The 24,397-nt window shown below is 64.8% G+C and carries 25 protein-coding genes; 20 read left to right on the forward strand and 5 right to left on the reverse strand.

Translation table 11 applies throughout. The features are described 5' to 3' along the window. Nucleotides 1-18: 18 nt before the first annotated feature. On the reverse strand, nucleotides 19-243 hold the full coding sequence (locus J2R78_RS26885) for a hypothetical protein (protein WP_225161055.1): 225 nt from the start codon (nucleotides 241-243) through the stop codon (nucleotides 19-21). A 194-nt stretch (nucleotides 244-437) separates the two neighbouring features. On the opposite strand from J2R78_RS26885, the gene J2R78_RS26890 reads away from it, so the two are divergent. After that, on the forward strand, nucleotides 438-809 hold the full coding sequence (locus J2R78_RS26890) for a hypothetical protein (RefSeq protein WP_253607475.1): 372 nt from the start codon (nucleotides 438-440) through the stop codon (nucleotides 807-809). 100 nt (nucleotides 810-909) lie between these two features. Here the strand turns inward: J2R78_RS26890 and J2R78_RS26895 are convergent, their stop codons facing one another. Beyond that, entirely contained in the window at nucleotides 910-2,013 is a 1,104-nt protein-coding gene (locus J2R78_RS26895; RefSeq protein ID WP_253607476.1) for a mandelate racemase/muconate lactonizing enzyme family protein, read from the reverse strand. 223 nt (nucleotides 2,014-2,236) lie between these two features. Continuing rightward, nucleotides 2,237-3,478, reverse strand: coding sequence for an ABC transporter substrate-binding protein (locus J2R78_RS26900; protein ID WP_253607477.1), 1,242 nt, complete (start codon nucleotides 3,476-3,478; stop codon nucleotides 2,237-2,239). 239 nt (nucleotides 3,479-3,717) lie between these two features. Between J2R78_RS26900 and J2R78_RS26905 the strand changes: the two genes are divergently transcribed. Then, the gene (locus J2R78_RS26905; protein WP_057014919.1) at nucleotides 3,718-4,557 is read left to right on the forward strand and encodes an AraC family transcriptional regulator; all 840 of its coding nucleotides are present in this window, start codon (nucleotides 3,718-3,720) and stop codon (nucleotides 4,555-4,557) included. A 216-nt stretch (nucleotides 4,558-4,773) separates the two neighbouring features. After that, on the forward strand, nucleotides 4,774-5,706 hold the full coding sequence (locus J2R78_RS26910; RefSeq protein WP_253607478.1) for a DDE-type integrase/transposase/recombinase: 933 nt from the start codon (nucleotides 4,774-4,776) through the stop codon (nucleotides 5,704-5,706). A gap of 47 nt (nucleotides 5,707-5,753) precedes the next feature. Here J2R78_RS26910 and J2R78_RS26915 read toward each other — a convergent pair whose 3' ends face one another. Next, nucleotides 5,754-6,764: a polyprenyl synthetase family protein gene (locus J2R78_RS26915; protein WP_057015096.1), complete on the reverse strand. Its 1,011-nt coding sequence runs from the start codon at nucleotides 6,762-6,764 to the stop codon at nucleotides 5,754-5,756. Between the two features lie 135 nt (nucleotides 6,765-6,899). Between J2R78_RS26915 and J2R78_RS26920 the strand changes: the two genes are divergently transcribed. From J2R78_RS26920 to J2R78_RS26960, 9 genes are all read left to right on the forward strand, one after another. Further along, the gene (locus J2R78_RS26920) at nucleotides 6,900-7,127 is read left to right on the forward strand and encodes a DUF2007 domain-containing protein (RefSeq protein WP_026193157.1); all 228 of its coding nucleotides are present in this window, start codon (nucleotides 6,900-6,902) and stop codon (nucleotides 7,125-7,127) included. Nucleotides 7,128-7,143: 16 nt separating this feature from the next. Beyond that, nucleotides 7,144-7,947 carry a tRNA1(Val) (adenine(37)-N6)-methyltransferase gene (locus J2R78_RS26925; RefSeq protein ID WP_253609920.1) on the forward strand — a complete coding sequence of 268 codons (804 nt, stop codon included), beginning with the start codon at nucleotides 7,144-7,146 and terminating at the stop codon, nucleotides 7,945-7,947. Between the two features lie 296 nt (nucleotides 7,948-8,243). Further along, on the forward strand, nucleotides 8,244-9,155 hold the full coding sequence (locus J2R78_RS26930; RefSeq protein WP_253607480.1) for a S49 family peptidase: 912 nt from the start codon (nucleotides 8,244-8,246) through the stop codon (nucleotides 9,153-9,155). Nucleotides 9,156-9,271: 116 nt separating this feature from the next. Next, a complete protein-coding gene (locus J2R78_RS26935; RefSeq protein ID WP_026193154.1) occupies nucleotides 9,272-9,463 on the forward strand; it encodes a hypothetical protein in 192 nt (63 codons plus the stop codon). A 247-nt stretch (nucleotides 9,464-9,710) separates the two neighbouring features. Next, nucleotides 9,711-10,646 (forward strand): glycine--tRNA ligase subunit alpha, encoded by a 936-nt coding sequence (locus J2R78_RS26940; protein WP_253607481.1) that lies wholly within the window; start codon nucleotides 9,711-9,713, stop codon nucleotides 10,644-10,646. Then, nucleotides 10,646-12,742: a glycine--tRNA ligase subunit beta gene (glyS, locus tag J2R78_RS26945; RefSeq protein WP_253607483.1), complete on the forward strand. Its 2,097-nt coding sequence runs from the start codon at nucleotides 10,646-10,648 to the stop codon at nucleotides 12,740-12,742. The genes J2R78_RS26940 and glyS overlap by 1 nt, the downstream gene beginning before the upstream one ends. Nucleotides 12,743-12,745: 3 nt before the next feature. Continuing rightward, nucleotides 12,746-13,342, forward strand: a complete 597-nt coding sequence (locus J2R78_RS26950) for a bifunctional 2-polyprenyl-6-hydroxyphenol methylase/3-demethylubiquinol 3-O-methyltransferase UbiG (protein ID WP_253607484.1) — start codon at nucleotides 12,746-12,748, stop codon at nucleotides 13,340-13,342. Then, entirely contained in the window at nucleotides 13,342-13,713 is a 372-nt protein-coding gene (locus J2R78_RS26955; RefSeq protein WP_253636024.1) for a GFA family protein, read from the forward strand. Before J2R78_RS26950 ends, J2R78_RS26955 begins: the two co-directional genes overlap by 1 nt. A 138-nt stretch (nucleotides 13,714-13,851) precedes the next feature. Beyond that, entirely contained in the window at nucleotides 13,852-14,952 is a 1,101-nt protein-coding gene (locus J2R78_RS26960; protein ID WP_253607487.1) for a hypothetical protein, read from the forward strand. 135 nt (nucleotides 14,953-15,087) lie between these two features. Here J2R78_RS26960 and J2R78_RS26965 read toward each other — a convergent pair whose 3' ends face one another. Next, nucleotides 15,088-15,447, reverse strand: a complete 360-nt coding sequence (locus J2R78_RS26965; protein WP_253607489.1) for a DUF1236 domain-containing protein — start codon at nucleotides 15,445-15,447, stop codon at nucleotides 15,088-15,090. 235 nt (nucleotides 15,448-15,682) lie between these two features. Here J2R78_RS26965 and J2R78_RS26970 point away from each other — a divergent pair, with 235 nt between their 5' ends. The 8 genes from J2R78_RS26970 to J2R78_RS27005 all read left to right on the forward strand — a co-directional run bounded on the left by J2R78_RS26970 (nucleotide 15,683) and on the right by J2R78_RS27005 (nucleotide 24,385). Then, on the forward strand, nucleotides 15,683-15,838 hold the full coding sequence (locus J2R78_RS26970) for a DUF3096 domain-containing protein (protein ID WP_016844375.1): 156 nt from the start codon (nucleotides 15,683-15,685) through the stop codon (nucleotides 15,836-15,838). Nucleotides 15,839-15,929: 91 nt separating this feature from the next. Then, nucleotides 15,930-18,851, forward strand: a complete 2,922-nt coding sequence (gene ppdK, locus J2R78_RS26975) for a pyruvate, phosphate dikinase (protein WP_253607491.1) — start codon at nucleotides 15,930-15,932, stop codon at nucleotides 18,849-18,851. 142 nt (nucleotides 18,852-18,993) lie between these two features. Continuing rightward, complete coding sequence (locus tag J2R78_RS26980) at nucleotides 18,994-19,176, forward strand: hypothetical protein (RefSeq protein ID WP_253607493.1); 183 nt, start codon at nucleotides 18,994-18,996, stop codon at nucleotides 19,174-19,176. Between the two features lie 123 nt (nucleotides 19,177-19,299). Next, the gene (locus J2R78_RS26985; RefSeq protein ID WP_253607495.1) at nucleotides 19,300-20,778 is read left to right on the forward strand and encodes a cell wall hydrolase; all 1,479 of its coding nucleotides are present in this window, start codon (nucleotides 19,300-19,302) and stop codon (nucleotides 20,776-20,778) included. Between the two features lie 190 nt (nucleotides 20,779-20,968). After that, nucleotides 20,969-22,213 carry an MFS transporter gene (locus J2R78_RS26990; RefSeq protein WP_028343717.1) on the forward strand — a complete coding sequence of 415 codons (1,245 nt, stop codon included), beginning with the start codon at nucleotides 20,969-20,971 and terminating at the stop codon, nucleotides 22,211-22,213. Between the two features lie 47 nt (nucleotides 22,214-22,260). Continuing rightward, a complete protein-coding gene (locus tag J2R78_RS26995; RefSeq protein WP_026193152.1) occupies nucleotides 22,261-23,247 on the forward strand; it encodes an MDR family oxidoreductase in 987 nt (328 codons plus the stop codon). A 186-nt stretch (nucleotides 23,248-23,433) separates the two neighbouring features. Beyond that, complete coding sequence (locus tag J2R78_RS27000; RefSeq protein WP_028332627.1) at nucleotides 23,434-24,012, forward strand: hypothetical protein; 579 nt, start codon at nucleotides 23,434-23,436, stop codon at nucleotides 24,010-24,012. 139 nt (nucleotides 24,013-24,151) lie between these two features. Continuing rightward, the gene (locus J2R78_RS27005; protein ID WP_016844381.1) at nucleotides 24,152-24,385 is read left to right on the forward strand and encodes a DUF6894 family protein; all 234 of its coding nucleotides are present in this window, start codon (nucleotides 24,152-24,154) and stop codon (nucleotides 24,383-24,385) included. The last annotated feature ends 12 nt before the right edge of the window (nucleotides 24,386-24,397 follow it).

The following is a 24,397-nucleotide window of genomic DNA, read 5'->3' on the forward strand; positions in this document are numbered from 1 at the left end:
CGCGCGCCGATGCCGGCCTCAGGCCATGCCCGCCTGCTTCTCGCGCGGCTTCCGCCAGGCGATGACGTTGGCTTCCAGCGCGCCGCCGGTGGTGTCATTGCGCCACTGGCCGTTGACGAAGCGGCAGGCGAACGGCAGCTGATACGTTCCGCTATGATCCTCACAAAGTACTTCCACGCGCTGTTCCGGCGCAGGTTCGCCATTGCCGTCGAATTGCGCCAACCGTTTTTCGCGCGTTGCCATGCGATCTGTCTCCACTGCCCAAGGTCGAGCCAAAAGGGATCGAACCAAACAAGTTCCGAAGGCCCCCGTCCCCACGAGTAGTCCCGTAATGGGTGAAGCACACCGCTTGAATGCGGTTTCAGTGTGGTATGTCTGCCTCGCTTTCAGCGTCGCGAGCACAAAACTGTGAATGACGCATTTGCCTGGAGACGCCGATGACCGCTCGTTTTGTTCTCGCCTTGCTGGCACCGCTCGCACTCGGCGTCGCCGGAACCGCGCATGCGCAGGACGTTCCCGGCATCGAGATCTGCACCGTCGAGAAAACCATGGAGCGGCGCACGAGCTGTCTGCAGAGCAATGTCGACTTCCTGCAGAAGACGATCAACAAGCTCACGTCGGATCATCAGCAGAAGCTCGACGCCGCCAACCGACAGATCGCGAGCTTGCAGAGTTCGGTCGCGAGCTTGCAGAAGCTCGTCACCGATCTGCAAACAGCGCAGGTCAAGCTGACCGAGGATCTGAAGAAGAAAGCCGACGCGCCGCCGGCGAAGGATGCCGCGCCGGCTGCGAAGGACGGGACGAAGTAGGAAATCGTCATTGCGAGCGAAGCGAGGCAATCCATCCCACCGCGCGTGCGGAACGATGGATTGATTCGTCGCTTCGCTCCTCGCAATGACAGGGTCTCAGCTACGCCACCCGGTACTGCTCCATCACGTCGCGATCCGGCTCGTAGCCGAGGCCTGGGCCCTGCGGCACGGCGACATGGCCGTTGGCGTCGACGTCGATGCGGTCGCCCCACAGGCAGGCGGGTCGCTTCATGAAGAACACCTCGATCAGCCCCGCGTCGCGGATCGCCATCAGATGCAGCGTGGCGAGGAAGCCCGGCCCGAAATACGGCGAGTGCGGAATCACCTGGACGCCGAACTCGTCGGCGAGGACGGCCACCCTCAGGAATTCGGTGATGCCGCCGACCTTGATCACGGAGGGCTGCGCGTGACTGACCGCGCCCGCGGTCATCATCTGGCGGAATTGATGCACGGTGCAGGCGTTCTCGCCGGCCGCGATATCGAGCCGGCCTTCTCTGCGCACCTCGGCGAGCGTCGCAAAATCCTCCGGCGGCCAGACCGGCTCCTCCAGGAACAGCGGCGCGGCCTGCTTGCAGTCGCGCGCGAACTGGATCGCCGCGGGTCCGTCCAGCGGGCAGTTCATGTCGACCATCAGTGGCACGTCGGGGCCGATCGCCTCGCGCGCGGCGGCGACCGCGGGCACGGTGGTCTCGTGCAGCTTGATCGCCGAATAGCCCAGCTTGATCGCCTTCTTGCATTCGGCGGCGATATGCGCCGGATTGCCGATCCGCATCAGGCTCGCATAGGCCGGGATCGTGCTGCGCTTCGCGCCGCCGATCAGTTGATGCAGCGGCACGCCCTTCACCTTGCCGGCGAGATCCCATAGCGCGATGTCGAGCGCCGAGATCGCAAACATCGTGATGCCGTAGCGGCCGAACAGATGCAGGTTGCGCTGGATCTGCTCCATCGCGGCGCGGATGCTGGCGGCGTCGGGCACCTCGAGGCCGCGGGCCTGCGGCGCGATCATCTCGGCCACCGCCGTGCAGCTCGTCTTCGGGCAGACATAGGCGAAGGCATCGCCCCAGCCGGTGAGGCCGGCATCGGTCGAAACCTCGACCAGCACCATGTCGAGCGCCGAGATCGCGGAAGCTCCCTGGCGGAAGCTCGCGGGCCCGGCGTCATAGGGAATGCGGATATGGTGGGCGCGGACGTCGGTGATTTTCATTGTTGTTGTCCTTCCGATCGCAGGATGTGCCTGGAATTCGTGGTGGCCGGACACTTGAGCCTGAAGAACGGCGTCGCTTCGGCTGGTCTGGGTTCCGGCCATCGCAAATCTTGCTCGTAACGAGTCTTGCTTGCGACAAGTCTTGCTCGTGAATCATGTCGAAGACGTGGATACCCGGCGCACGGCCGGGCATCACGAACCGCAAAGTTGTGGAGGAAGGCCCTCAACTGCTCTTCTCGCCGCTCATGATGGGGCCGAACCGCTCCCAGCTCTCGCCCTTGAAGCGCATCATCTGCAGCTGCTCGATCGGCGCATAGTCGTCCGGCCCGGTCTTGATCTTGGTGCCGGGCAGATAGATGCCGATCTCGAGGTTGAGGCTGGCCGCCTGCTTCATCAGGTTCTCGCGGGTAAGATTGTCGCCGCATTGCCGCAACACCTGCTCCAGCCCCTTGGCGACACCATAGCCGAATACGGTCGCGGCGTCGTCGAGGTCGCCTTCGGGATACCACTTGGTCATGAAGGCGCGCCACTCGGTCATCGCCGGATCGTTCTTCCACTCGGTATCCTTGGGGTCCTTGAGATACGCCGTGGACAGCACGCCCTGGCTCGCTTCATAGCCGGCCGGCTTCATCACGCCACCGATCGAGCCGGAGACGTTAGTCAGGAACTGCACTGGATGCCAGTCGAGCTCGGCGGCTTTCTTGATCGCCTGCGCCGCGAATTTCGGCGTTGCAATGTTGACGAAGATGTCGGGGTTGGCGCCCTTGATCTGCACGATCTGCGAATCCACCGTCGGTGACGAAGTCTCGTAGGAGGATTCGACGACGATCAGCTTCTTGGCCTGGTCGCCGAGCCCGTCATGCAGGCCGATCAGATAGTCCTTGCCGAAGTCGTCGTTCTGATAGAGCACGCCGATGGTCTTGCCCGGATAGTTCTGCAGAATGTACTTGGCATAGATGCGCGCTTCGACCTGGTAGCTCGGCTGCCAGCCCATGGTCCACGGGAAGTTCTTCGGATCATTCCACTTGGCCGCGCCGGTGGAGACGAACAGCTGCGGCACCTTCTTGGCGTTCATGTATTTCTGGATCGCGGTGTTGCCCGGCGTGCCCAGCGGATTGAAGATCAGGAGCACCTCGTCGCTCTCGACCAGCTTGCGGGCCTGCTCGACCATCTTCGGCGGCGAGTAGGCGTCATCGTAGGAGATGAAGTTGACCTTGCGGCCGTTGATGCCGCCTTCGCTGTTGAGCTTGCTGAAATAGGCTGCTTCGGTCTTGCCGATCGTGGCGTAGGCGGACGCCGGACCGGAATAGGGCATGATGTTGCCGACCTTGATCTCGGTGTCGGTCGCGCCCGGATCGTATTTCTTCTGCGCGTTGGCGGCGCTGGCGACGGCGATCGTCAAAAGCCCCGCAAGCGCCGCTGATTTGACGCAGTTGGCATAGCTCAAGCGTTGGTGGTGCATCATTGTCCTCCCTGACATGCTGGCCGCGGCTCTTGCAGTCTTGATTATCGGGCAGCTTGATGAGCCGTCGGATCGATGCGTCGGCGAGTATGCACGATTGCAACATTGTTGCCAGCGACGGCTTTGCGGGTAAATTTCCGTGGAGCGGAACCACGGTTTCGCCGCCCGGGTAGCAAGGACTGTCAAATGCCGCGCGCGGCAGCCGTGCATGATGCCCGAGCTTTGCAGGAAAGCCGTCATCCATGAATCCAGCCCAGAAGGCGCTCTGGTACATCGAAAGCCATCTCGGCGCGCCGCTGACGCTTGACGAGATTGCCGCCGTGGCGGGGGTCTCGCGCTTCCATCTGGTGCGGGCGTTCGCGGAAGCGACCGGGTTCTCGGTGATGCGTTATGTGCGGGCCCGGCGGCTCAGCGAAGCCGCGCGCCAACTCGCGGCCGGTGCGCCCGATATTCTCAGCCTCGCGCTGGATGCGGATTACGGCTCCCACGAAGCATTCACCCGCGCGTTTCGCGACCATTTCGGCGTCACGCCCGAGACGGTGCGCGCGACAACGTGTCTGACGACACTCAATCTCCAGGAGCCGATCACCATGATCTCGACAGCTCTCGACCACATCGATCCGCCGCGCATCGCCACCGGGAAGGCGTTCCTCGTCGCCGGCATCGGCGAGCGTTACAACCACGGCAATGGCAGCGATGCCGGCATTCCGAACCAGTGGCAGGGCTTCCACCAGCAATGCGCGCATATCCCCCGTCAGGTCGGCAATGTCGCCTATGGCGTCTGCTGCAACGGCGATGATGCCGGCAATTTCGATTACATCGCCGGCGTCGAGGTCGCCGATTTCTCCGACCTGCCGCGCGAGTTCGCGCGCGTCCGGATTCCCGAGCAGAAATACGTCGTGTTCACCCACGCCGACCACATCTCGACCATCCGCCGCACCGTCAACACGATCTGGAATCGCTGGCTGCCGCAATCCGGCATGAAGGTCGCGGACGCGCCGAACTTCGAGCGCTACGACGAGAAGTTCGATGCGAGTACCGGCAATGGCGGGCTGGAGATCTGGGTGCCGGTGAAGGAGTAGCGGGCGCCGGTGCAGCAAACCCTGGTGTCGCCCCCGCGAAAGCTGGGACCCATGACCACCGATGCTTGTTATTTGCGTGACGCTGGAATGACGAGACCCGCCTACAACTCTCGCCGCAGAGCATGGATCCCTGCTTTCGTGTTTGGTCCCTGCTGATTGGTTTGATGGAATCGGTGTAGAACGAGGCGTGGCCTTTGTCAGGGAGCACCTCGGGTCATGGAACTGAGCCTGCACGCGAACGCCACGACGACGCCGAAGACGCGCGCCTATATCCAGCGCAGCAGGAAGTCGGTTGCCGAATTGGCGACGGAACTGGGGGTCAGCGAGACCACGATCTATCGTTGGCGCGACCGCACGACGGTCGAAGATCGCTCGCACCGGCCGAAGAACCTGGTGACCAGCCTGTCGGCTGTCGAAGAAAGGGCGGTTTGCGAGCTGCGGACGTCGCTGCAGTTGCCGCTGGATGACATCGTCGAGGTGATGCAGCGATGCATCAATGCCAAGCTGTCCCGCAGCGCCATTCACCGCTGCCTGCAGCGCAATGGCATCAGCCGGCTCGCCAAGCCTGACAAACCCAAGGTCGGCATCTTCGAGACCGCCAGCATCGGCTTCATCCATATCGACGTGAAGTATCTGCCGTCCCTGCAGCGCCGCACCAGCTATGCCTTCGTCGCCATCGACCGCGCCACCCGCTACGTCTTTGTCGAGATCCATTCCAGGCGGGACGGGGCCACCGCGACCGGCTTCCTCGAGCGCTTCCTGGCCGACTTCCCGCACCAGGTTCACACCATCCTGACCGACAATGGCGCGGAGTTCACCGACCGCTTCGCTGTCGACAAGAAGAACAAGCCGCCCGGGAAGCCTTCCGGCGACCACCCCTTTGATCGGCTCTGCAAGCAGCGCGGCATCCAGCATCGCCTGACCAAGCCTTACCACCCGCAGACCAACGGCCTCGTCGAACGCTTCAACCGGCGTATCGCCGAAGCCATTGGCCGCGAACAAAAGCGCGGCAGCGCCCGCGGACCTTCATCGACCATGCCGATCGCGACGCCTTCATCGCCAAGTTCGTCCACGACTACAACCGGACTCGCCTCAAATGCCTCGGCTACCAGGCCCCGATCCAGGCCGTTGCTAAACTCACGGGACTGAACACTTTCGCAGGGACGACACCGTCTTGTTGTTCGCGAGTGCCTAGATCAATGAGAGCGCGCCAGGCAGAACGCGACGACCTCTTCCAGCGCCGTCTTCATCGGCGAGGGCGGGAACAGCGCCAGCGCGTCGACCGCCATCGCGCCGTAGTGCTGGGCGCGGCTGATGGTGTCTTCCAGGGCGCGGTGCTTGGTCATCAGCCCGATCGCGTGGTCGAGGTCGGCCGATCCGATCTCGCCACGCTCCAGCGCGCGGATCCAGAACTTGCGTTCGGTATCATTGCCGCGGCGGAAGGCGAGCACCACCGGGAGCGTGATCTTGCCCTCGCGGAAATCGTCGCCGACATTCTTGCCGAGTTTTGCGGATTTGCCGCCATAGTCGAGCACGTCGTCGACGAGCTGGAAGGCGATGCCGAGATTCATGCCGACCGAGCGGCACGCGGTCTGCTCGGCCTTCGGACGGTTGGCGATCACGGGGCCGACCTCGCAGGCGGCGGCGAACAGCTCCGCGGTCTTGCCGCGGATCACGGCGAGATATTCGTCCTCGGTGGTCGCGGTGTTCTTGGCGGCGGCAAGCTGCATCACCTCGCCCTCGGCGATGGTGGCGGCGGCGGCGGAGAGGATGTCGAGTGCGCGGAGCGAGCCGACCTCGACCATCATCCGGAACGCCTGGCCGAGCAGGAAGTCGCCGACCAGCACGCTGGCCTCGTTGCCCCACAGCATCCGCGCGGACAATTTGCCGCGGCGCAGCTCGCTCTCGTCGACCACGTCGTCATGCAGCAGGGTCGCGGTGTGCATGAACTCAACCGCGGCGGCGAGCTTGATATGGCCGTCGCCGGAATAGTCCGCGAGCTGGGCCATTGCCAGCGTCAGCATCGGGCGCAACCGCTTGCCCCCGGAGGAGATCAGGTGATTGGCGACCTCGGGGATCATGGTGACCTCGGAGCCGGTCCGCGAAAGGATCGTCGCGTTGACGCGCTCCATGTCGGCGGCGAGAAGTCCCACCAGCCCGTCGATCGAAGCATTGGACGGGCTTTCGAAGGGTACAATAACCGCCACGCTGGTCTCCAATTTTGCCGAATACGCACTATGCTCAGCTATAACAATAGAAACTGAGCGGTGCAGCGGCAAGGCCATCAAGTTATTGACATGTGGCGCAAGTGCCGCACTGCCGGGGCGACAGGAGAGCGTATTTTGCGGGAATTGGTACGGACCAATGACATGGTGCTGGTCTCCGCCATCGGCGCGCTGCTCGACAGCGCTAACATCCATCATCTGGTGCTGGACCAGAACATGAGCATCATCGAGGGCTCGCTCGGCGTGCTGCCGCGGCGGATCCTGGTGCATGAGGACGACAACCACGAGGCCCGCCAGCTCCTGACCGATGCCGGCCTCGGCCACGAATTGCGGGCCGATGACTAGAGCGTTTTCGAGCGAAATGGGCCCCGGTTCGCGTGAAGAAAACGCGTCAAAAAGCGAGTCTCCGGCCGCCGGGATCACCGAAGACGGATTTCTCGGGGGCCAATTGCGCCTGCGGCAACCCCGCAGCGGCCACCGCGCCGGCCATGACGCGATCCTGCTCGCCGCGGCGACGCCGGCTCGATCAGGCGACCGCGTCGTCGATCTCGGCTCCGGCGTCGGCGCGGCCGGGCTGGCGGTGGCGCGGCGGGTGAGGGGGATCGATCTCGTCCTGGTCGAAATCGACCCGGCCCTGGCCGAGCTTGCGCGGAATAATGCCGGCACCAACGCGATCCTGGCAGAGGTGATCGTGCTTGATGTCGAAGCCGGCGCCGCAGCCTTCGATGATGCCGGCCTCGGGCCGGATAGCGCCGACGTCGTGCTGATGAACCCGCCGTTCAATGATCCGTCGCGGCACCGCGCCTCGCCGGACGGTGTGCGCGAGCGCGCCCACGTCGCGACCGCGACCACGCTGGCCGGCTGGGTTCACGCGGCGCGGCGAATTCTCAAGTCGAACGGGCAGCTTGCGCTGATCTGGCGGGCCGACGGCATTGCCGAGGTGCTGGCCGCGCTGGACCGCGGTTTTGGCAGCCTCGAGATCCTGCCGGTTCACGGCGACGGGACGTCGCCGGCGATCCGAATCCTGGTGCGGGCGACCAAGGGCGGCCGGGCGTCGACGCGGCTCCATGCCGCACTGCTGCTCAATGAAGAGTCAGGCGTGCCCAATAAATGGGTGCAGGAGGTGTTGGCTGGGAAGGGGGAATTGCCGCTGGCGCGGCGCTAAAACGATCATGCTCGAACAAGAAGCCAAGGCGCGATGGCATTGCGCTTTAGCGGGCAGGCATGCTGCCCACGTCGTCAGAGGCACTAAATCACTGCGAAGCCGTTTCCGACTGGCGGTCCGGCGTGGACGTGAAGTGGATCGCCGCCAGGAGTGTACCGATCAGCAAAATCAGCAGATAGATTTTCATAAGTCCCTCTCCGCCCGCGCATTGCAGCCCCAATGACAAAATGCAAAACGCGTTCCACGGATTCCAATGACAGTGGCGTGATAAAAAGTGGTTAATTCGAGGTAACGGCATGAGTGAACAAATAAGTGATCACGCTGGACGTTCGGGACTGCTCGAACGCGTGCAGGCAATGTTGCCGGCGCGCTTCAGGCGCGGCGCAGCCGTCGTGCCGGTGGTGCGGCTGGCAGGCGTGATCGGCGCGGTGACGCCGTTGCGGCCCGGCATGACACTCTCCGGCGTCGCCAAGATGCTGGAGCGCGCCTTTGGCACGCGGAATGCCAAGGCGGTGGCGCTGGTGATCAATTCGCCGGGCGGCTCGCCGGTGCAGTCACGGCAGATCTATCTGCGCATCCGGCAACTCGCCGCCGAGAAGAAGTTGCCGGTGCTGGTGTTCGTCGAGGACGTCGCGGCCTCCGGCGGCTACATGATCGCCTGCGCGGGCGACGAGATCTATTGCGACCCGTCCTCGATCCTCGGCTCGATCGGCGTGGTCGGCGGCAGCTTTGGCCTGGAGGGGCTGATCAAGAAGATCGGGGTCGAGCGCCGGCTGTATACGGCGGGCAGCCACAAGGCGATGCTCGATCCGTTCCTTCCCGAGAACCCCGACGACGTCGCCCGGCTGAAGGCGATCCAGCGCGAGATCCATGCGATCTTCATCACGCTGGTGAAGCAGAGCCGTGGCAGCCGCCTCAAGGGCGCCGACGACATGCTGTTCACCGGTGAATACTGGGCCGGCGATACCGCGATCGGTCTCGGGCTCGCCGACGGCATCGGCGACATCCGCTCCACGCTGCGGGCCCGCTATGGCGACAAGGTGCTGACCCCGGTGATTGCGCCGGCCAGCGGCTTGCTGTCCGGCCTGCTCGGCCGGCGGGCGCCGGGGGCAGGGTCGCTGGCGGCGCTGGACGGGCTGGCCGCGCTGCCGGACGAGGTGATCTCGGCGCTGGAAACCCGGGCGATTTGGGCCAGATTCGGGCTATGAACACAGGGATGTGAGCGCGCCATTTAGCCCCAAAACCGCGATTGCGGCGCAGGCCGCCTTGCGCGAGAATGCCTGTCATTGGGGGCTTGACAGACGTGAACGACAAGGATCGACCGATGCCGCCGCTGATTGCATTCGCAGGCGTCTTGGGAAGCCTGGCCGTGGTCCGCTGGGCGTACAAGACGGCCGTCCGGATCAACCAGGAACTCGAAGAGGCGCGATTGTCCCGCGTGGCCGAGGCCACCCGCGCGGGCGAAATCAAGACCCTGCGCCGCGACCCCGTGACCGGAGCCTATCGCCCGGGCTAGGGGGCTTGGATCTCCCTCGCCCCGCTCTTGCGGGGAGAGGGCCGGGGTGAGGGGCTGTTTCCGCAGATTCGAAAGACCTAAGTTCGCGGAGAGTCCCCCTCACCCGAAATGCGCGCTGCGCGCGAATTTCGACCTCTCCCCGCAAGCGGGGCGAGGTGCAGAAACATCCTCCATCGCCTTGATTCCATTGGCTGCCGCCGATACGGTCCCGCGCGCCTCACACCCCCTCGCGAGATCGATTCCAACGATGGACGCCCTGCCTGACCACATGCGCCCGGAACGTTCGTTCCAGGGCTTCATCCTGGCCCTCCAGCGGTTCTGGGCCGAGCAGGGTTGCGTCATCCTGCAGCCCTACGACATGGAAATGGGCGCCGGCACCTTCCATCCCGCGACCACGTTGCGCGCGCTGGGGCCCAAGCCCTGGAACGCGGCCTATGTGCAGCCCTCGCGGCGGCCCAAGGACGGCCGCTATGGCGAAAACCCCAACCGTCTGCAGCACTACTACCAGTTCCAGGTGATCATGAAGCCGTCGCCGCCGAACCTTCAGGACCTGTACCTGAAGTCGCTGGCCGCGATCGGGATCGACGCCGCCGTCCATGACATCCGCTTCGTCGAGGACGACTGGGAAAGCCCGACCCTCGGCGCCTGGGGTCTCGGCTGGGAATGCTGGTGCGACGGCATGGAGGTGTCGCAGTTCACCTACTTCCAGCAGGTCGCCGGCGTCGAATGCGCGCCGGTCGCGGGCGAGCTTACCTACGGACTCGAGCGGCTCGCGATGTATGTGCAGGGCGTCGACCGCGTCTACGACCTCAACTTCAACGGCCGCGAGGGCGCCGAGAAGGTGACCTATGGCGATGTTTTCCTGCAGGCCGAGCAGGAATATTCGCGGCACAATTTCGAGCACGCCGACACCGCGATGCTGTTCGAGCAGTTCAGGATGGCCGAGGACGCCTGCCGCAAATATCTCGCTGCCGGTTGGCGTAAGGGTGGGAATCAAAAGGAACATCTGATGGCCTTGCCGGCCTACGACCAGTGCATCAAGGCGAGCCACGTATTCAACCTGCTCGATGCCCGCGGCGTCATCTCGGTGACGGAGCGGCAGAGCTACATCGCCCGCGTGCGCGACTTGGCGAAGGCCTGCGGCGAGGCATGGATCCACACTGAAACGGGCAGGGCGGTCTGATGCCCGATCTTCTCCTCGAACTGTTCTCCGAAGAAATTCCCGCGCGCATGCAGGCCAAGGCGGCCGACGATCTGCGCCGTATGGTGACCGACAAGCTGGTCGCTGAAGGCCTGGTCTATGAGGGCGCCAAGGCGTTCGCGACCCCGCGCCGTCTTGCGCTCACCGTGCACGGCATCCCCGCGCGCCAGCCCGACCTGAAGACCGAACGTCGCGGCCCGAAGATCGGCGCCCCCGATGCGGCGGTGCAGGGCTTTCTGAAAGCGACCGGTCTCACGTCGCTGGAAGAGGCAAAGATCCAGAAAGACGCGAAGGGCGACTTCTACATCGCGCTGATCGAAAAGCCCGGCCACACCGCGATCGACGTGATCGCGGAAATGCTGCCGGTCATCATCCGCACCTTCCCCTGGCCGAAATCGATGCGCTGGGGTGCGCGCTCGGCGAAATCAGGCTCGCTGACCTGGGTGCGCCCGCTGCACGCCATCACCGCGACCTTCGGTCTGGAGACCGAGGAGCCTGACATCGTCAAGTTCTCCGTCGACGGCATCGAGGCCGGGCAGACCACCTATGGCCATCGCTTCATGGCGCCGGGTGCGATCTCCGTGCGCCGCTTCGAGGATTACGAGGCCAAGCTGAAGGCCGCGAAGGTGATCCTCGATCCGCAGGCGCGCAAGGACATCATCCTCGAGGACGCCAAGGAGCTGGCGTTCGCACAGGGCCTCGAACTGGTCGAAGACCAGGTGCTGCTCGACGAGGTCTCTGGCCTCGTCGAATGGCCGGTCGTGATGATGGGATCGTTCGAGGAGCAGTACCTGTCGATCCCCGACGAGGTGATCCGCGCCACCATCCGCAACAACCAGAAGTGCTTTGTGGTCAGGGATCCCAAGACGGGCAAGCTGACCAACAAGTTCGTGCTGACCGCCAATATCGAGGCGCCCGACGGCGGCAAGACCATCGTCGCCGGCAATGAGCGCGTGATCCGTCCGCGGCTGTCGGACGCGAAGTTCTTCTACGATACTGATCTGAAGACCAAGCTCGAGGACCGGCTGCCGAAGTTCGAGCAGATCGTGTTCCACGAGAAGCTCGGCACCCAGGCGGAGCGCATCAAGCGGATCGAGCGGCTCGCCGCCGAGATCGCGCCGCTGGTCGGCGCTGACGTCGAGAAGACAAAACGCGCCGCGCGCCTCGCGAAGGCCGATTTGCTGACCGAAGTGGTCGGCGAATTCCCGGAGTTGCAGGGCCTGATGGGCAAGTACTACGCGCTGGCGCAGGGCGAGGATGCGTCCGTCGCCGCCGCGAGCGAGGACCACTGGAAGCCGCAGGGGCCGACCGATCGCGTGCCGACCGATCCGGTCAGCGTCGCGGTTGCGCTGGCGGACAAGCTGGACACGCTCGCCGGATTCTGGGCGATCGATGAGAAGCCGACGGGTTCGAAGGACCCGTTCGCGCTGCGCCGGGCAGCGCTCGGCGCGATCAGGCTGATCGTCGAGAATACGCTGCGCCTGCCGATCCTGAAGACGGCCAAATCCGCGTTGCTCGGATTGTCGCTCAAGGCCGATGCCGAAACGCTGCCGAACGATCTGCTAGCCTTCTTTGCCGACCGCCTGAAGGTCCAGCTCCGCGATCAGGGCGCGCGCCACGATCTCGTCGATGCCGTGTTCTCGCTTGGTGGCCAGGACGATCTGCTGCTCGTCGTCCGGCGCGTCGAGGCGCTCGGCAAATTCCTCGACAGCGACGACGGCAAAAACCTGCTCGCTGGCACGAAACGCGCCAGCAACATTCTCGCGATCGAGGAGAAGAGGGACAAGCGGACCTTCGACGGCGCGCCTGACGCCGCGCTCTACAAGCTCGATGAAGAGAAGACGCTGGCCAAGGCGATCGACCAGGTGAAGGCCGAGGCCTCCGCCGCCGTCGCCAAGGAAGACTTCGCCGGCGCGATGAGCGCGATGGCCAAGCTGCGTCCGGCAGTCGATGCGTTCTTCGACAAGGTCAAGGTCAACGACGACGATCCGAAGGTGCGCGAAAACCGCCTGAAGCTGCTCAACGAGATCCGCGCCGCGACGCGTGCGGTGGCGGATTTCTCCAGGATCGAGGGCTGATCGATGGACCGCGCAACGCTCGCCGCTTACGACAAGGATGCGGCGGCGTTTGCGCAGGACTGGCACGAACAGCCGGCCCCAGTCGATCTGCACGACATCGTCACGCGGTTCTTCATCCGGGGCGGCGCGACCGCCGATATCGGCTGCGGCAGCGGCCGCGAGGTGGCTTGGCTCAATGCCCACGGCTTTCCGGCCGAAGGCTTCGACGCCTCCGGGGGCCTGCTCGCGGAAGCCTGCGCCCGCTATCCGGCGCTGCGCTTTGCCCGCGCCGAGCTGCCGGACCTGTCCGGCACCGCCTCCGGCAGCTTCGACAATGTGCTCTGCGAGACCGTGATCATGCATCTCGATCACGCGCTGATCGCGCCGTCGGTCCGTCGCATGTTCGATATCGTGAAGCCCGGCGGCATCTTCTATCTGAGCTGGCGCGTCACCAGAGGTGACGATGCGCGCGATGCGCATGGCCGGCTTTACGCGGCGTTCGATACCGCGCTGGTGCGGGCCGAGCTGGCGGCGGCCGAGTTGCTGCTCGACGCGGAGGTCGTCAGCGCATCGTCCGGCAAGGTCATTCACCGGCTGGTCGCCAGCAAGGGCGGGCGATGATGGCGCGGCTCGCGACATGCGCCTGCGGACAGCTCCGCGTCACCTGCCAAGGCGAGCCCACCACAGTAGCGCTGTGTCATTGCCTGGAGTGTCAGAAGCGAACCGGCAGCACCTATGGCGTCGCGGCGTTCTTTCCGCGCGCCGACGTCGAGCCGCAGGGCGAGGCGCGCGAATACAGCCGCATCGGCGGCAGTGGATCTGCCGTGGTGTTTCATTTCTGCCCGAATTGCGGGTCGTCGGTCTATTGGGAGCCCGGTCGCGCGCCGGACCTGATCGGTGTTGCGGTCGGCGCCTTTGCGGACCCCGATTTTCCCGCGCCGTCGCAATCGGTCTTTACGCAACGCCGCCACGGCTGGGTCGTGGACCGCTAAACGACCGCCGCTGACGGGCATGTCTCGTCGGAAATATTTCGACACAGTTTGCAATTTGTTAACCATGCCCTGCGAAGGTCCTGACGAAGCAACGATTTCTTAAGACATCGCCCCTCGCGCCAATGCAGGGACCGCCCGATGACCTCGATCGGCACCACGCCCAATCCCTACGCCCAATATGGTTCGGCCTATGCGCGGGCAGCAGCGACGCCCTCGCTGGCGGCGACCTTGTCGGGCGATGGCACCGCCGGCGATCTGTCGGCGTCCTCGACATCCAACGCCGCAACCAACCTCACGCTGTCGGACGCCGCCCGCGCGCAGCTCGCCAAGGCGCCGCTGCCGGATTTTGCCGCCGTCACCAGCGACGCGCGCATCACGCTCGACCGGCTCTACACGGTCGCTGGCGTCAAGGCACCGATCGTCGACGGCAAGACCACCATCGATCTCTCGACGCTGGACCGTCGCTCGCTGTTTGCGATCTCAACCAACAACGGCGGCAAGTTCACCCCGGACGAGCAGGCGGTTGCGGCCACCGAGCTGAAGCAGCGCTTCGACAAGGCGATGGAGCCGTCGCTGGCGACCACGCGCCTGACCGGCGACTACAGCGTCAGCTACAAGGCTGCGCTCGATTATCTCGATGGTGCGAGCGATGAGGAGAAGGCCACTGCAACCTGGGCCAGCCAGCGCGCCGCGGTGCTGAAGGGCTATCAGGCGACGCAGCAGGATCCGAACACGGCGCCATCGGGAATTTCCGGCGATCCGATCGCGGCCGCGCTGGCGGGGACGGAGCCTCCCACAAAGAGCACCACGCGCGACTTCAGCAGCGTCGCCAGCGACGTGCGCGCCTTCCTCGATCGGCAGAAGGGCGAGGCGGCGAAGAGCGGCAAGGAACTGGTCTACGATTCCCGCCGCAAGACCGGACAACTCGCCGACCTGTCCTCGCTCGACAACCGCTCGCTCTCGGCGATCTCGCTGAACCAGGACAAGAAGTTCTCCACCGAGGAGATCTTCGCGGCCAAGCAGGAACTCAACACGCGGACGCGTCTCGCCGTGCTCGACGCGCTGAAGCAGAGCCAGACCGCCGGCGATCCGCGCCAGTTCAGCCTCGGCATCCTCAAACAATATTCTTCGATGAGCGCGGAGGAGCGCCAGGCGGCCAACTGGACGCAGGATTTCCAGGACGCTGCGATCAAGAGTTACAAGTCGACCTCGACATTGCTCTCGATCCTCAAGTCGTAACCCGGCACGGCATCAGAACGGAAGAGCCCCGCCCGGAGGGGAAACCGGGCGGGGCTTTCTGGTCCGGTCGATCCTCGCGCACATCCGCTTGCGCGGCGCCCGGACTGTCGTTCAGGCGATCGTGCTGACGTTGATCTACTCGACCACCTGAACGATCCGTCGCGAACGCGGCTCGACCAGAACGGTCTCACCGTTCACGACGGTGTAACGATAGGGCGTCGCGCCGAACCGTTGCGGCACGTCGTAAGTGGTCACGCCGGCGTCCGGTAGCACTGTGCCGACCACGATGCGATCCGGAACCGTGTAGTTCGGCACGCGCTCGCGCACGATGTACTCGCGGAAGGCCGGACGCTGCTCGACAGTAATGCCCTCGTCATCATCGACTGCAACCGGCGGGCCACCGCGGACGACGCCAACGGTCTGGGCCTGTGCGGCAACAGCCGGCACCGTGATCGCGGCAGCAACCGCTGCAACGGCAAGTAATCTGTTTCGCATGGCTCGCTCCATTCTTTTTCGGTGCGCGCCAGCCATCGCCGATGCGCACGGCGAGCCAATGCATCGGCTGCGGTGATGTTCCGGAAAACCGCCGCCATATACGCGGCAATTTGGAGCAATTTTCGTGAGTTGCGGGAACTCGTCGGCGGGACCTGCGTCTTGATGTGGGAACTTCCCTCAGCGGATAAACTGCCGCTCGATTCGCTCCTCCAAGAAACCCCCGGAGAAAACTTCAATGACCATCACCGCTGGGCATCTACCTGCTATCGTGGCTCTGATCGCGGGCGTCCTGATCCTGATCATGCCGCGGCTCCTCAATTACATCGTCGCGATCTATCTGATCTTCGTCGGGCTCGTGGGGATGGGTCTGCTGCGCTGGCTGCACCTCTAGCGGGAAAGAGGGGTTTCGCGGCTTGCGCGGAACCCCTCAAAATGGTGTAAGGCGCGCATCTTCGACCCCTCCTTCCGGATTGTTGTCTGACATGGCCAAAGCCGTCGCGAAGTCCAAGAAAACTGCTGCGAAAACTGCCGAGAAAACAGCAGCGAAATCAAAGCCCTCCGCCGCAGCCCGCAAGGCCGCTCCGGCGCGCAAAGCACTGAAGAAGAGCGCCCCGAGGGCGGCGCCGAAAGCCGCCCCCAAATCGGCTGCAAAGCCCGCCGCAAAGCCCGCTGGCAAGGCGCCGGCGAAGGCCATTGCGAAGAAGGCGGCCCCGGCTGCGATCAAGGCCGGCAAGTGGGTCTATACGTTCGGCGACGGCAAGGCCGAGGGCCAGGCGACCTTGCGCAATCTGCTCGGCGGCAAGGGCGCCAACCTCGCGGAAATGGCCAATCTCGGCCTGCCGGTGCCTCCCGGCTTCACCATTCCGACCTCGGTCTGCACCTATTTCTACGAGCACGACAAGACGTATCCGAAGGAATTGAAAGCACAGGTTGAGAAGGCGCTCGACTATGTCGGCAAGCTGACCGGCAAGACTTTCGGCGACGCCAAGAACCCGCTGCTGGTCTCGGTCCGCTCGGGCGCGCGCGCCTCGATGCCGGGCATGATGGACACCGTGCTCAATCTCGGCCTCAACGACCGCACCGTCGAGGCGCTCGCCGAACTCTCCGGCGACCGCCGCTTCGCCTATGACAGCTATCGCCGCTTCATCACGATGTATTCGGACGTGGTGCTCGGCTTCGAGCATCATCACTTCGAGGACATCCTGGACACCTTCAAGGACGGCCAGGGCTATTCGCTCGACACCGACCTCACCGGCGACGACTGGGTCGAACTGGTCGGCAAGTACAAGGAAGCGGTCGCCAAGGAGACCGGTCACGACTTCCCGCAGGATCCGCACGATCAGCTGTGGGGCGCCATCGGCGCGGTGTTCTCATCCTGGATGAACGCCCGCGCGGTGACCTATCGCAAGCTGCACGACATTCCGGAATCCTGGGGCACCGCCGTCAATGTGCAGGCGATGGTGTTCGGCAACATGGGCGAGACCTCGGCCACCGGCGTCGCGTTCACCCGCAATCCCTCGACCGGCGAAAGCAAGCTCTACGGCGAGTTCCTGATCAACGCGCAGGGCGAGGACGTCGTCGCCGGCATCCGCACGCCACAGGACATCACCGAGGAGGCGCGCCAGGAATCCGGCTCCGACAAGCTGTCGATGGAAGCGGCGATGCCGGCCGCGTTCAAGGAGCTGACGCGGATCTACACGCTGCTCGAGAAGCACTACCGCGACATGCAGGACATGGAGTTCACGGTCGAGCAGGGCAAGCTGTGGATGCTGCAGACCCGCGGCGGCAAGCGCACCGCGAAGGCGGCGCTGCGCATCGCGGTCGAGCTCGCCAATGAAGGCCTGATCTCGCGCAAGGACGCGGTGACGCGGATCGATCCGGCCTCGCTCGACCAGCTGCTGCACCCGACCATCGATCCGGCCGCCAAGCGCGACGTGATCGCGACCGGCCTGCCGGCGTCGCCTGGCGCTGCCTCGGGCGAGATCGTGTTCTCGTCGGACGAAGCGGCCAAGCTGCAGGCCGACGGACGCAAGGTCATCCTGGTCCGTATCGAGACCAGCCCGGAAGACATCCACGGCATGCACGCCGCGGAAGGCATCCTCACCACCCGCGGCGGCATGACCTCGCACGCGGCGGTGGTTGCGCGCGGCATGGGCAAGCCCTGCGTCTCCGGCTGCGGCACCATCCGCGTCGATTACGGCCGCGGCACCATGAGCGTGGGCTCGCGCACCTTCAAGACCGGCGACGTCATCACCATCGATGGCTCGGTCGGCCAGGTGCTGGCCGGCCGCATGCCGATGATCGAGCCGGAACTGTCCGGCGAGTTTGGCACGCTGATGGGCTGGGCCGACGAGGTCCGCAAGCTCGGCGTTCGCGTCAACGGCGATACGCCGGACGACGCGCGCACCGCGGTGAAGTTCGGCGCCGAAGGCATCGGCCTCTGCCGCACCGAGCACATGTTCTTCGAGGAGACCCGCATCCGCACCGTGCGCGAGATGATCCTCTCCGAGGACGAGCAGTCGCGCCGCGCCGCGCTGTCGAAGCTGTTGCCGATGCAACGCGCCGACTTCGTCGAGCTGTTCGAGATCATGCAGGGCCTGCCCGTCACGATCCGCCTGCTCGATCCGCCGCTGCACGAGTTCCTGCCGCACACCCAGGCCGAGATCGAGGAAGTGGCCCGCGCCATGAACACCGATCCGCGCAAGCTCGCCGACCGCGCCCGAGAACTCTCCGAGTTCAACCCGATGCTCGGTTTCCGCGGCTGCCGTCTTGCGATCGCCTACCCGGAGATCGCCGAGATGCAGGCGCGTGCGATCTTCGAGGCCGCCGTCGAAGCCGGCAAGCGCACCGGCAAGCCGGTCGGTCTCGAGGTGATGGTGCCGCTGATCGCGACCAAGGCCGAGTTCGATCTGGTCAAGGCGCGGATCGATGCGACAGCCAACGCGGTGATGAAGGAAACCGGCGTCAAGCTGAGCTACCAGGTCGGCACCATGATCGAGCTGCCGCGCGCCTGCCTGATGGCGGGCGAGGTGGCGGAGACCGCGGAGTTCTTCTCCTTCGGCACCAACGACCTGACGCAGACCACCTACGGCATCAGCCGCGACGACGCCGCGAGCTTCCTCGGCACCTATGTCGCCAAGGGGATACTCGAGATCGATCCGTTCATCTCGGTCGATCGCGACGGCGTCGGCGAACTCGTCAGGATCGGCGTCACCCGCGGCCGCAAGGCGCGTCCGAGCCTCAAGGTCGGCATCTGCGGCGAGCACGGCGGCGATCCCGCGTCGGTCGCGTTCTGCCACGAGGTCGGGCTCGACTACGTCTCGTGCTCGCCCTATCGCGTGCCGATCGCGCGTCTCGCCGCGGCGCAGGCCGCGCTCGGCAAGGAGATCGCCAGCCAGGCGTGAGCGATCTTACAGTTCAGAGAGTGCGATGGCCGGGACCAAGTCCCGGCCATTTTTGTTTGTTGAGGCAGCCTGCAAATAGCGTCATTGCGAGCCAACGGGTCGCGCGAACGCGCGCCCGATGACAGGCTCCGCGAAGCAATCCATGTTTCCACTTGCCGAGCCATGGATTGCTTCGTCGCTGTCGCTCCTCGCAATGACGGCGGGTGGCTACCGTGCCTGCAACACTTTGTTCACCATCTTCGTTGACCTGTTGTTTACGACTTTCATGCGCCGCGCGTTTACCAAGGCGCGCAATGCAACGCGCGAAACATGCGCGATCGCTTGAGTGTAGCGCGCGAGCAACGCCGATTAACTCCGCGGCAACCTAAACGGTTTAGCAACGAGAAAGGTCGAATTGCGCGGATGTACCGCGTTCGATTGCACTCAGTAAGCGTTGCGTGAGCGTACGATGTTTGTGTCGCGTAACCAGCCGAAGGGCGCACGTCTCGCGCTCTTCGGTCTCGGTCTTGGCATCTTCGCACTGATGCCGACCGAGATCGGATATCAGGATATTGCCTCGCTCCTGGCCCGGCAGCCCGGCGTCGCCGAGCGCTGGCAGAAGCGCGTCTTCGCCTCCGCCGTCGGCTCCATCCAGGTCGCGACCTACAGCTTCGGCCGTCCGATCGGCACGTCCGCGCCGCAAGCCCCGCAAATCCTGCTCGCAAGACTGGACAGTTCGAACCTCGACATCACCGGAACGGTGACGCGCAATCCGATCACGGCCCCGCCGCCGCGCTACCAGGCATCCGATTTTCCCAAGGTCGATCGCACCATGAAGGGCGATCGCCTCGTCGTCCGGCGGCCCGATCAGGTCGAACCGGCGGAGCCTGCAAATACGGCGCCGGCGAACGAGGATCCGGCGACATCGAATTCGTCGGTCAAGGGCATGAAGACCGCGACCGCACCGGCCGACAGCGCGCCGCTCGATCCTGAATTGCAGGAGGCGCTGCGCGCGCCGCCCTTGCCGCAATATGCCAAGCCGTCGCCGCAGCAGAACGACGTGTCGCTCTCGCTCGAGGCCAGCCCGCTCGACGATCTGAAGCCCGCGCCCGCGAAGCCGGTAGCTGCGCCCGCCGATGCGGCGCGCGAGCGCGACCCGTTCGCATTCCAGACCGCCAGCCTGTTCTTCGGCTCGTCGCTCGGCACGCCGGAGAACCTCGAGCGCTGGCAGCCCGGCGAGGCGCCGGTTGTCGTGACGCCGGCAGCATCGCCCGATCCCGACATGAAGGTGATGGCGTCACTGCCGGTCGATGCCGACGGTCCGGTCAAGGCCGGCGAGATGGGCGAGAGCATCGCGCCGAAGGGCGAGGTCAATGCCGACGACCAGCACACCAAGACGCCGGCGGAGCGGCTCGGCCTGTTCGACGAGAAGTCGCGCGCCAAGTCGGAGAAGTGCCTCGCCGAGGCGGTCTATTTCGAAGCCCGCGGCGAAGCGGTGCGTGGCCAGATCGCGGTCGCCCAGGTGGTGCTGAACCGCGCCTTCTCCGGCAAATATCCGGAGACGGTGTGCGGCGTGGTCTACCAGAACAAGAATCGCCATTACGCCTGTCAGTTCACGTTCGCCTGCGACAACGTCCCCGACGTCGTCCGCGAGCCCGACATGTGGGATCGCGCCAGGAAGATCGCGAAGGCGATGCTCGACGGCGAATTGTGGCTGCCGGAAGTCGACCGCTCGACCCACTACCACGCCTACTGGGTGCGGCCGTCCTGGGTCAGCGAGATGAAGAAGATGTACAAGTTCGGCGTCCACACCTTCTATCGCCCGCGCGCCTGGGGCGACGGCAGCGACGCGCCGAGCTGGGGCAACCCGGCCGAGACCGCCAAGATCTCGGCGCAGCTCGCCGAGGCCGCCCAGAGCTCGGCCGAGCAGGCCAGCGCCCGGCGATAGGGCCTTCTGCCTCCCGTTCCGCGGCCGGCGTGCCCCGGAATGACGGTCATCATCCTCTCCGATTCTGCAGAGCAGCCCTGCAGGCGAATATTTTTCTCCGGCCCCTCTTGGGGTTTTCATGCACCTGCATTAACTCCCCGTAACGTTCGGCGGGGCGGCTCCCCGCGCAGCAGTTGCGGGGGAAGACAAGATGGCCGTTACCACCGGGGATCTTCGACCGACGTCGGGCACGTGGCGCACGCCGCTTGTCATCATCGTCTGTGGCTGCGCGATTGCGCTGCTGAGCTTCGGGCCGCGCTCCAGCCTCGGCTTCTTCGTGCAGCCGATGAGCCATGAATTCACCTGGGGCCGCGACGTGTTCGGCCTCGCGCTGGCGCTGCAGAACCTGTTGTGGGGGCTCGGCCAGCCGATCGCCGGCGCGATTGCCGACCGCTTCGGGCTGCTGCGTGTGATGGTCGTCGGCGCACTGCTTTACGCCGCGGGCCTGCTCCTGATGCGTTACTCGGCGACGCCGCTCTCGCTCAACCTTGGCGCCGGCGTCTTGATCGGCTTCGGCCTGTCGGGCTCATCGTTCAACCTGGTGCTGTCGGCGTTCAGCAAGCTGCTGCCGCCCGCGCAGCGCGGCATCGCGCTCGGCGCCGGCACCGCCGCGGGCTCGTTCGGCCAATTCCTGTTCGCGCCGTTCGGCGTCGCGATGATCGACAATTTCGGCTGGCAGACCGCGCTCCTCGTATTCGGCGCACTGATGCTGCTGATCCTGCCGTTGTCGCTGGCGCTCTCGACGCCGCCGGCGGAGACGAATGACGCCGCGCCGGCCGATCAGCAGTCGTTCAAGACCGCGCTGGCGGAGGCATTCGGCCATCGCTCCTATGTGCTGCTGGTGCTCGGCTTCTTCACCTGCGGCTTCCAGCTCGCCTTCATCACAGTGCATCTGCCGGCCTATCTCGCTGACCGCGGCATTCCGGCATCGACCGGCGGCTGGGTGATCGCGGCGATCGGCCTGTTCAACATCGTGGGCTCGCTCAGCGTCGGCTGGCTGCAGAACGTCTTCCCGAAGCGCTACATCCTGTCGGTGATCTACTTCACCCGCGCGCTGTCGATCATCGCCTTCATCTCGTTCCCGATCACGACCTTCTCGGCGATCGCGTTCGGCGCGATCTCCGGCCTGACCTGGCTCTCCACGGTGCCGCCGACTTCGGCGCTGGTGGCGCTGATGTTCGGCACGCGCTGGTTTGCGACGCTGTACGGCTTCGCCTTCGTCAGCCATCAGGTCGGCGGCTTCCTCGGAGTCTGGCTCGGCGGCATCGTGTTCGAGCAGTACGGTTCCTACACCCCGATCTGGTGGCTGTCGGTGCTGTTTGGCGTGCTGTCCGCGCTGATCAACCTGCCGATCGTCGAAAAGCCCGTCGTCCGCCCGGTTGCGCAGCCTGCCTGATGGGGTAAACCATTTCCCCGAAACCAAGATTACGGGGAGTGCACATCGTGGCAACGTTCAAGGCAATCAGGATCGACAAGGCGGACAAGGGTACCACCGCCGCGCTCACCCAATTCGACGAAGCCGAGCTGATGGACGGCGACGTCACCGTCCGCGTCGAGTGGTCGACACTGAACTACAAGGACGGCCTCGCACTGACTGGCAAGGCACCGGTGGTGCGCCGGTTCCCGATGATCGCCGGCATCGATTTCGCCGGCACGGTCGAGCAATCCAGCCATCCGGACTGGAAGGCGGGCGACAAGGTCGTCTGCAACGGCTGGGGCATGGGCGAGACCCATCTCGGCGCCTACGCTGAAAAGGCCCGCGTCAAGGGCGACTGGCTGGTGCGGCTGCCCGACGGCATCTCGGCCCGCGATGCGATGGCGGTCGGTACCGCCGGCTATACCGCGATGCTCTCGGTGCTGGCGCTGGAGAAGCATGGTCTCACCCCGAAGAGCGGCCCCGTGGTGGTCACGGGTGCCGCCGGCGGCGTCGGCTCGGTGGCGATCGCCGTGCTGTCGAAGCTCGGTTACCACGTCATCGCGTCGACCGGGCGGATGTCGGAGACCGACTATCTCAAGGGTCTCGGCGCCACCGAGGTGATCGACCGCGCCGAACTGTCAGGTGCGCCGAAGGCGCTGGCGAAGGAGCGCTGGGCCGGCGGCGTCGACAGCGTCGGGTCGACCACGCTCGCTAACCTGCTGTCGATGACGAAGTATGGCGGAGCCATCGCGGCCTGCGGTCTGGCGGCCGGTATGGATCTGCCGTCTTCGGTCGCGCCCTTCATTTTGCGGGGCGTGTGCCTTCTCGGCATCGATTCGGTGATGTGTCCGATCGAACTGCGGAGGACCGCCTGGCGCCGCCTTGCCAGCGATCTGGATAAGGCAAAACTGGCTGATATCACTCACGAAATCGCCCTGGACGAAGTCATGGGCTTTGGCGCGAAAATCCTCGGTGGCCAGGTCCGGGGCCGCATCGTGGTAAAAATAGTCTGAGGACGTTCAGACTTTACCAACCAAGCTGCTCCAATGTTGCCACTGTTGGTATGGTAAGCAGCGGGTAAAGAGACTTGCGGCATGATCCCGGGGGGCCGGGTTTCCTCGCGCAGACGTCGAAAAGCGTTGGTGCGGGGGTCATGCGCAACAAGGAGCGAGTGCCCGCGCTCGTCAGTGGAGTAGCTCATGCTTGCGCGTTTGGTGTTGGGGGCCGTCACGGCCGGAGCAATGGTCGTGCCGGCATTCGCGGGCATGATGAACGCCGATGAGGCCCGCAGATTCGTCGCCGGCAAGGTGTTCGCGTTCACCTGTTTCGATGGCACCCGCGGTGCCGGCCGCATCCTCGACGATCTGGGCGCGGCAGGCTCGGTCCAGTTCTCCGGCTCGGGGCCGATCCGTCACCTGCGCCTGCCCGGCAACACGCTGCAGATCCGCGGTCAGAGCGTTTGCGCGTCGCTGAAGGGCATTCCGTTCGAACCGTGCTTTAATCTCGACAAGCAGGACGACCGCTCGTTCCGCGGCTCGGTTTCCGGCATGGGCTTTGCCTATTGCGATTTCCATCATCAGGGCGGCCAGCAGATGCTGATGGCGCGCGCGGCGGCGCGTCCGCGCTCGCTGCATCCGCGCACCCGATCCGCGGATGCCTCGCAGACCGAAGTGTCGCGCGTTGAGACGCCGCAGGTCGGAAGCGCGAAGCTCGAGCCGGTCAAGGCCGAGCCCGCCAAGGTCGAGAGCGCGCCGGAATTGCGCCGCTCCACCGACTAACCTTTCATCTGCGCGCTAGCGGGAATAGCGCCGCCAAGCCGTAGTCATACGGATGGCGGTCGCCACGCCTTGCTCGCTACTCAATACCTGGCGTTCGCCGTGAGGCGGGACATTGGGGACTCTGATTTTGAGTAGTCATATGGCGCAATATTTTTTTCGAATTAGTGATGGCGATTACGCTGGTGCATCCGACCACGCGACGGAGTTTGAAAGCCGCGACGTGGCCTGGGCCGAGATGACCAAGGTCTGCGGAAATTTCCTCGGCAGCATTTCGCGCAATCTGAAACAGAACAGCGAATGGCACATGGAGCTGCTCGACGAGGGCAGAAAACCCGTGTTCAGGATTCGACTGGTCGCCGAGTCCGTCGACTGAAGCTGTCCTTCA

It is taken from the genome of Bradyrhizobium sp. USDA 4538, from assembly GCF_024171045.1.
GTDB classification, from domain to species: Bacteria; Pseudomonadota; Alphaproteobacteria; order Rhizobiales; family Xanthobacteraceae; genus Bradyrhizobium; species Bradyrhizobium australafricanum.

What these genes read in the sequence shown, in the direction of transcription:
- J2R78_RS27000 (WP_028332627.1), top strand. Translation starts at nt 23,434, where the DNA reads ATGCTTGCGCGTTTGGTGTTGGGGGCCGTCACGGCCGGAGCAATGGTC.
- J2R78_RS26985 (WP_253607495.1), top strand. Translation starts at nt 19,300, where the DNA reads ATGTTTGTGTCGCGTAACCAGCCGAAGGGCGCACGTCTCGCGCTCTTC.
- J2R78_RS26905 (WP_057014919.1), top strand. Translation starts at nt 3,718, where the DNA reads ATGAATCCAGCCCAGAAGGCGCTCTGGTACATCGAAAGCCATCTCGGC.
- J2R78_RS26940 (WP_253607481.1), top strand. Translation starts at nt 9,711, where the DNA reads ATGGACGCCCTGCCTGACCACATGCGCCCGGAACGTTCGTTCCAGGGC.
- J2R78_RS26970 (WP_016844375.1), top strand. Translation starts at nt 15,683, where the DNA reads ATGACCATCACCGCTGGGCATCTACCTGCTATCGTGGCTCTGATCGCG.
- J2R78_RS26980 (WP_253607493.1), top strand. Translation starts at nt 18,994, where the DNA reads ATGTTTCCACTTGCCGAGCCATGGATTGCTTCGTCGCTGTCGCTCCTC.
- J2R78_RS26990 (WP_028343717.1), top strand. Translation starts at nt 20,969, where the DNA reads ATGGCCGTTACCACCGGGGATCTTCGACCGACGTCGGGCACGTGGCGC.
- ppdK (WP_253607491.1), top strand. Translation starts at nt 15,930, where the DNA reads ATGGCCAAAGCCGTCGCGAAGTCCAAGAAAACTGCTGCGAAAACTGCC.
- J2R78_RS26935 (WP_026193154.1), top strand. Translation starts at nt 9,272, where the DNA reads ATGCCGCCGCTGATTGCATTCGCAGGCGTCTTGGGAAGCCTGGCCGTG.
- J2R78_RS26885 (WP_225161055.1), bottom strand. Translation starts at nt 243, where the DNA reads ATGGCAACGCGCGAAAAACGGTTGGCGCAATTCGACGGCAATGGCGAA.
- J2R78_RS26890 (WP_253607475.1), top strand. Translation starts at nt 438, where the DNA reads ATGACCGCTCGTTTTGTTCTCGCCTTGCTGGCACCGCTCGCACTCGGC.
- J2R78_RS26930 (WP_253607480.1), top strand. Translation starts at nt 8,244, where the DNA reads ATGAGTGAACAAATAAGTGATCACGCTGGACGTTCGGGACTGCTCGAA.
- J2R78_RS26955 (WP_253636024.1), top strand. Translation starts at nt 13,342, where the DNA reads ATGGCGCGGCTCGCGACATGCGCCTGCGGACAGCTCCGCGTCACCTGC.
- J2R78_RS26910 (WP_253607478.1), top strand. Translation starts at nt 4,774, where the DNA reads ATGGAACTGAGCCTGCACGCGAACGCCACGACGACGCCGAAGACGCGC.
- J2R78_RS26895 (WP_253607476.1), bottom strand. Translation starts at nt 2,013, where the DNA reads ATGAAAATCACCGACGTCCGCGCCCACCATATCCGCATTCCCTATGAC.
- J2R78_RS26950 (WP_253607484.1), top strand. Translation starts at nt 12,746, where the DNA reads ATGGACCGCGCAACGCTCGCCGCTTACGACAAGGATGCGGCGGCGTTT.
- J2R78_RS26965 (WP_253607489.1), bottom strand. Translation starts at nt 15,447, where the DNA reads ATGCGAAACAGATTACTTGCCGTTGCAGCGGTTGCTGCCGCGATCACG.
- J2R78_RS26960 (WP_253607487.1), top strand. Translation starts at nt 13,852, where the DNA reads ATGACCTCGATCGGCACCACGCCCAATCCCTACGCCCAATATGGTTCG.
- J2R78_RS27005 (WP_016844381.1), top strand. Translation starts at nt 24,152, where the DNA reads ATGGCGCAATATTTTTTTCGAATTAGTGATGGCGATTACGCTGGTGCA.
- J2R78_RS26925 (WP_253609920.1), top strand. Translation starts at nt 7,144, where the DNA reads ATGGGCCCCGGTTCGCGTGAAGAAAACGCGTCAAAAAGCGAGTCTCCG.
- J2R78_RS26900 (WP_253607477.1), bottom strand. Translation starts at nt 3,478, where the DNA reads ATGATGCACCACCAACGCTTGAGCTATGCCAACTGCGTCAAATCAGCG.
- glyS (WP_253607483.1), top strand. Translation starts at nt 10,646, where the DNA reads ATGCCCGATCTTCTCCTCGAACTGTTCTCCGAAGAAATTCCCGCGCGC.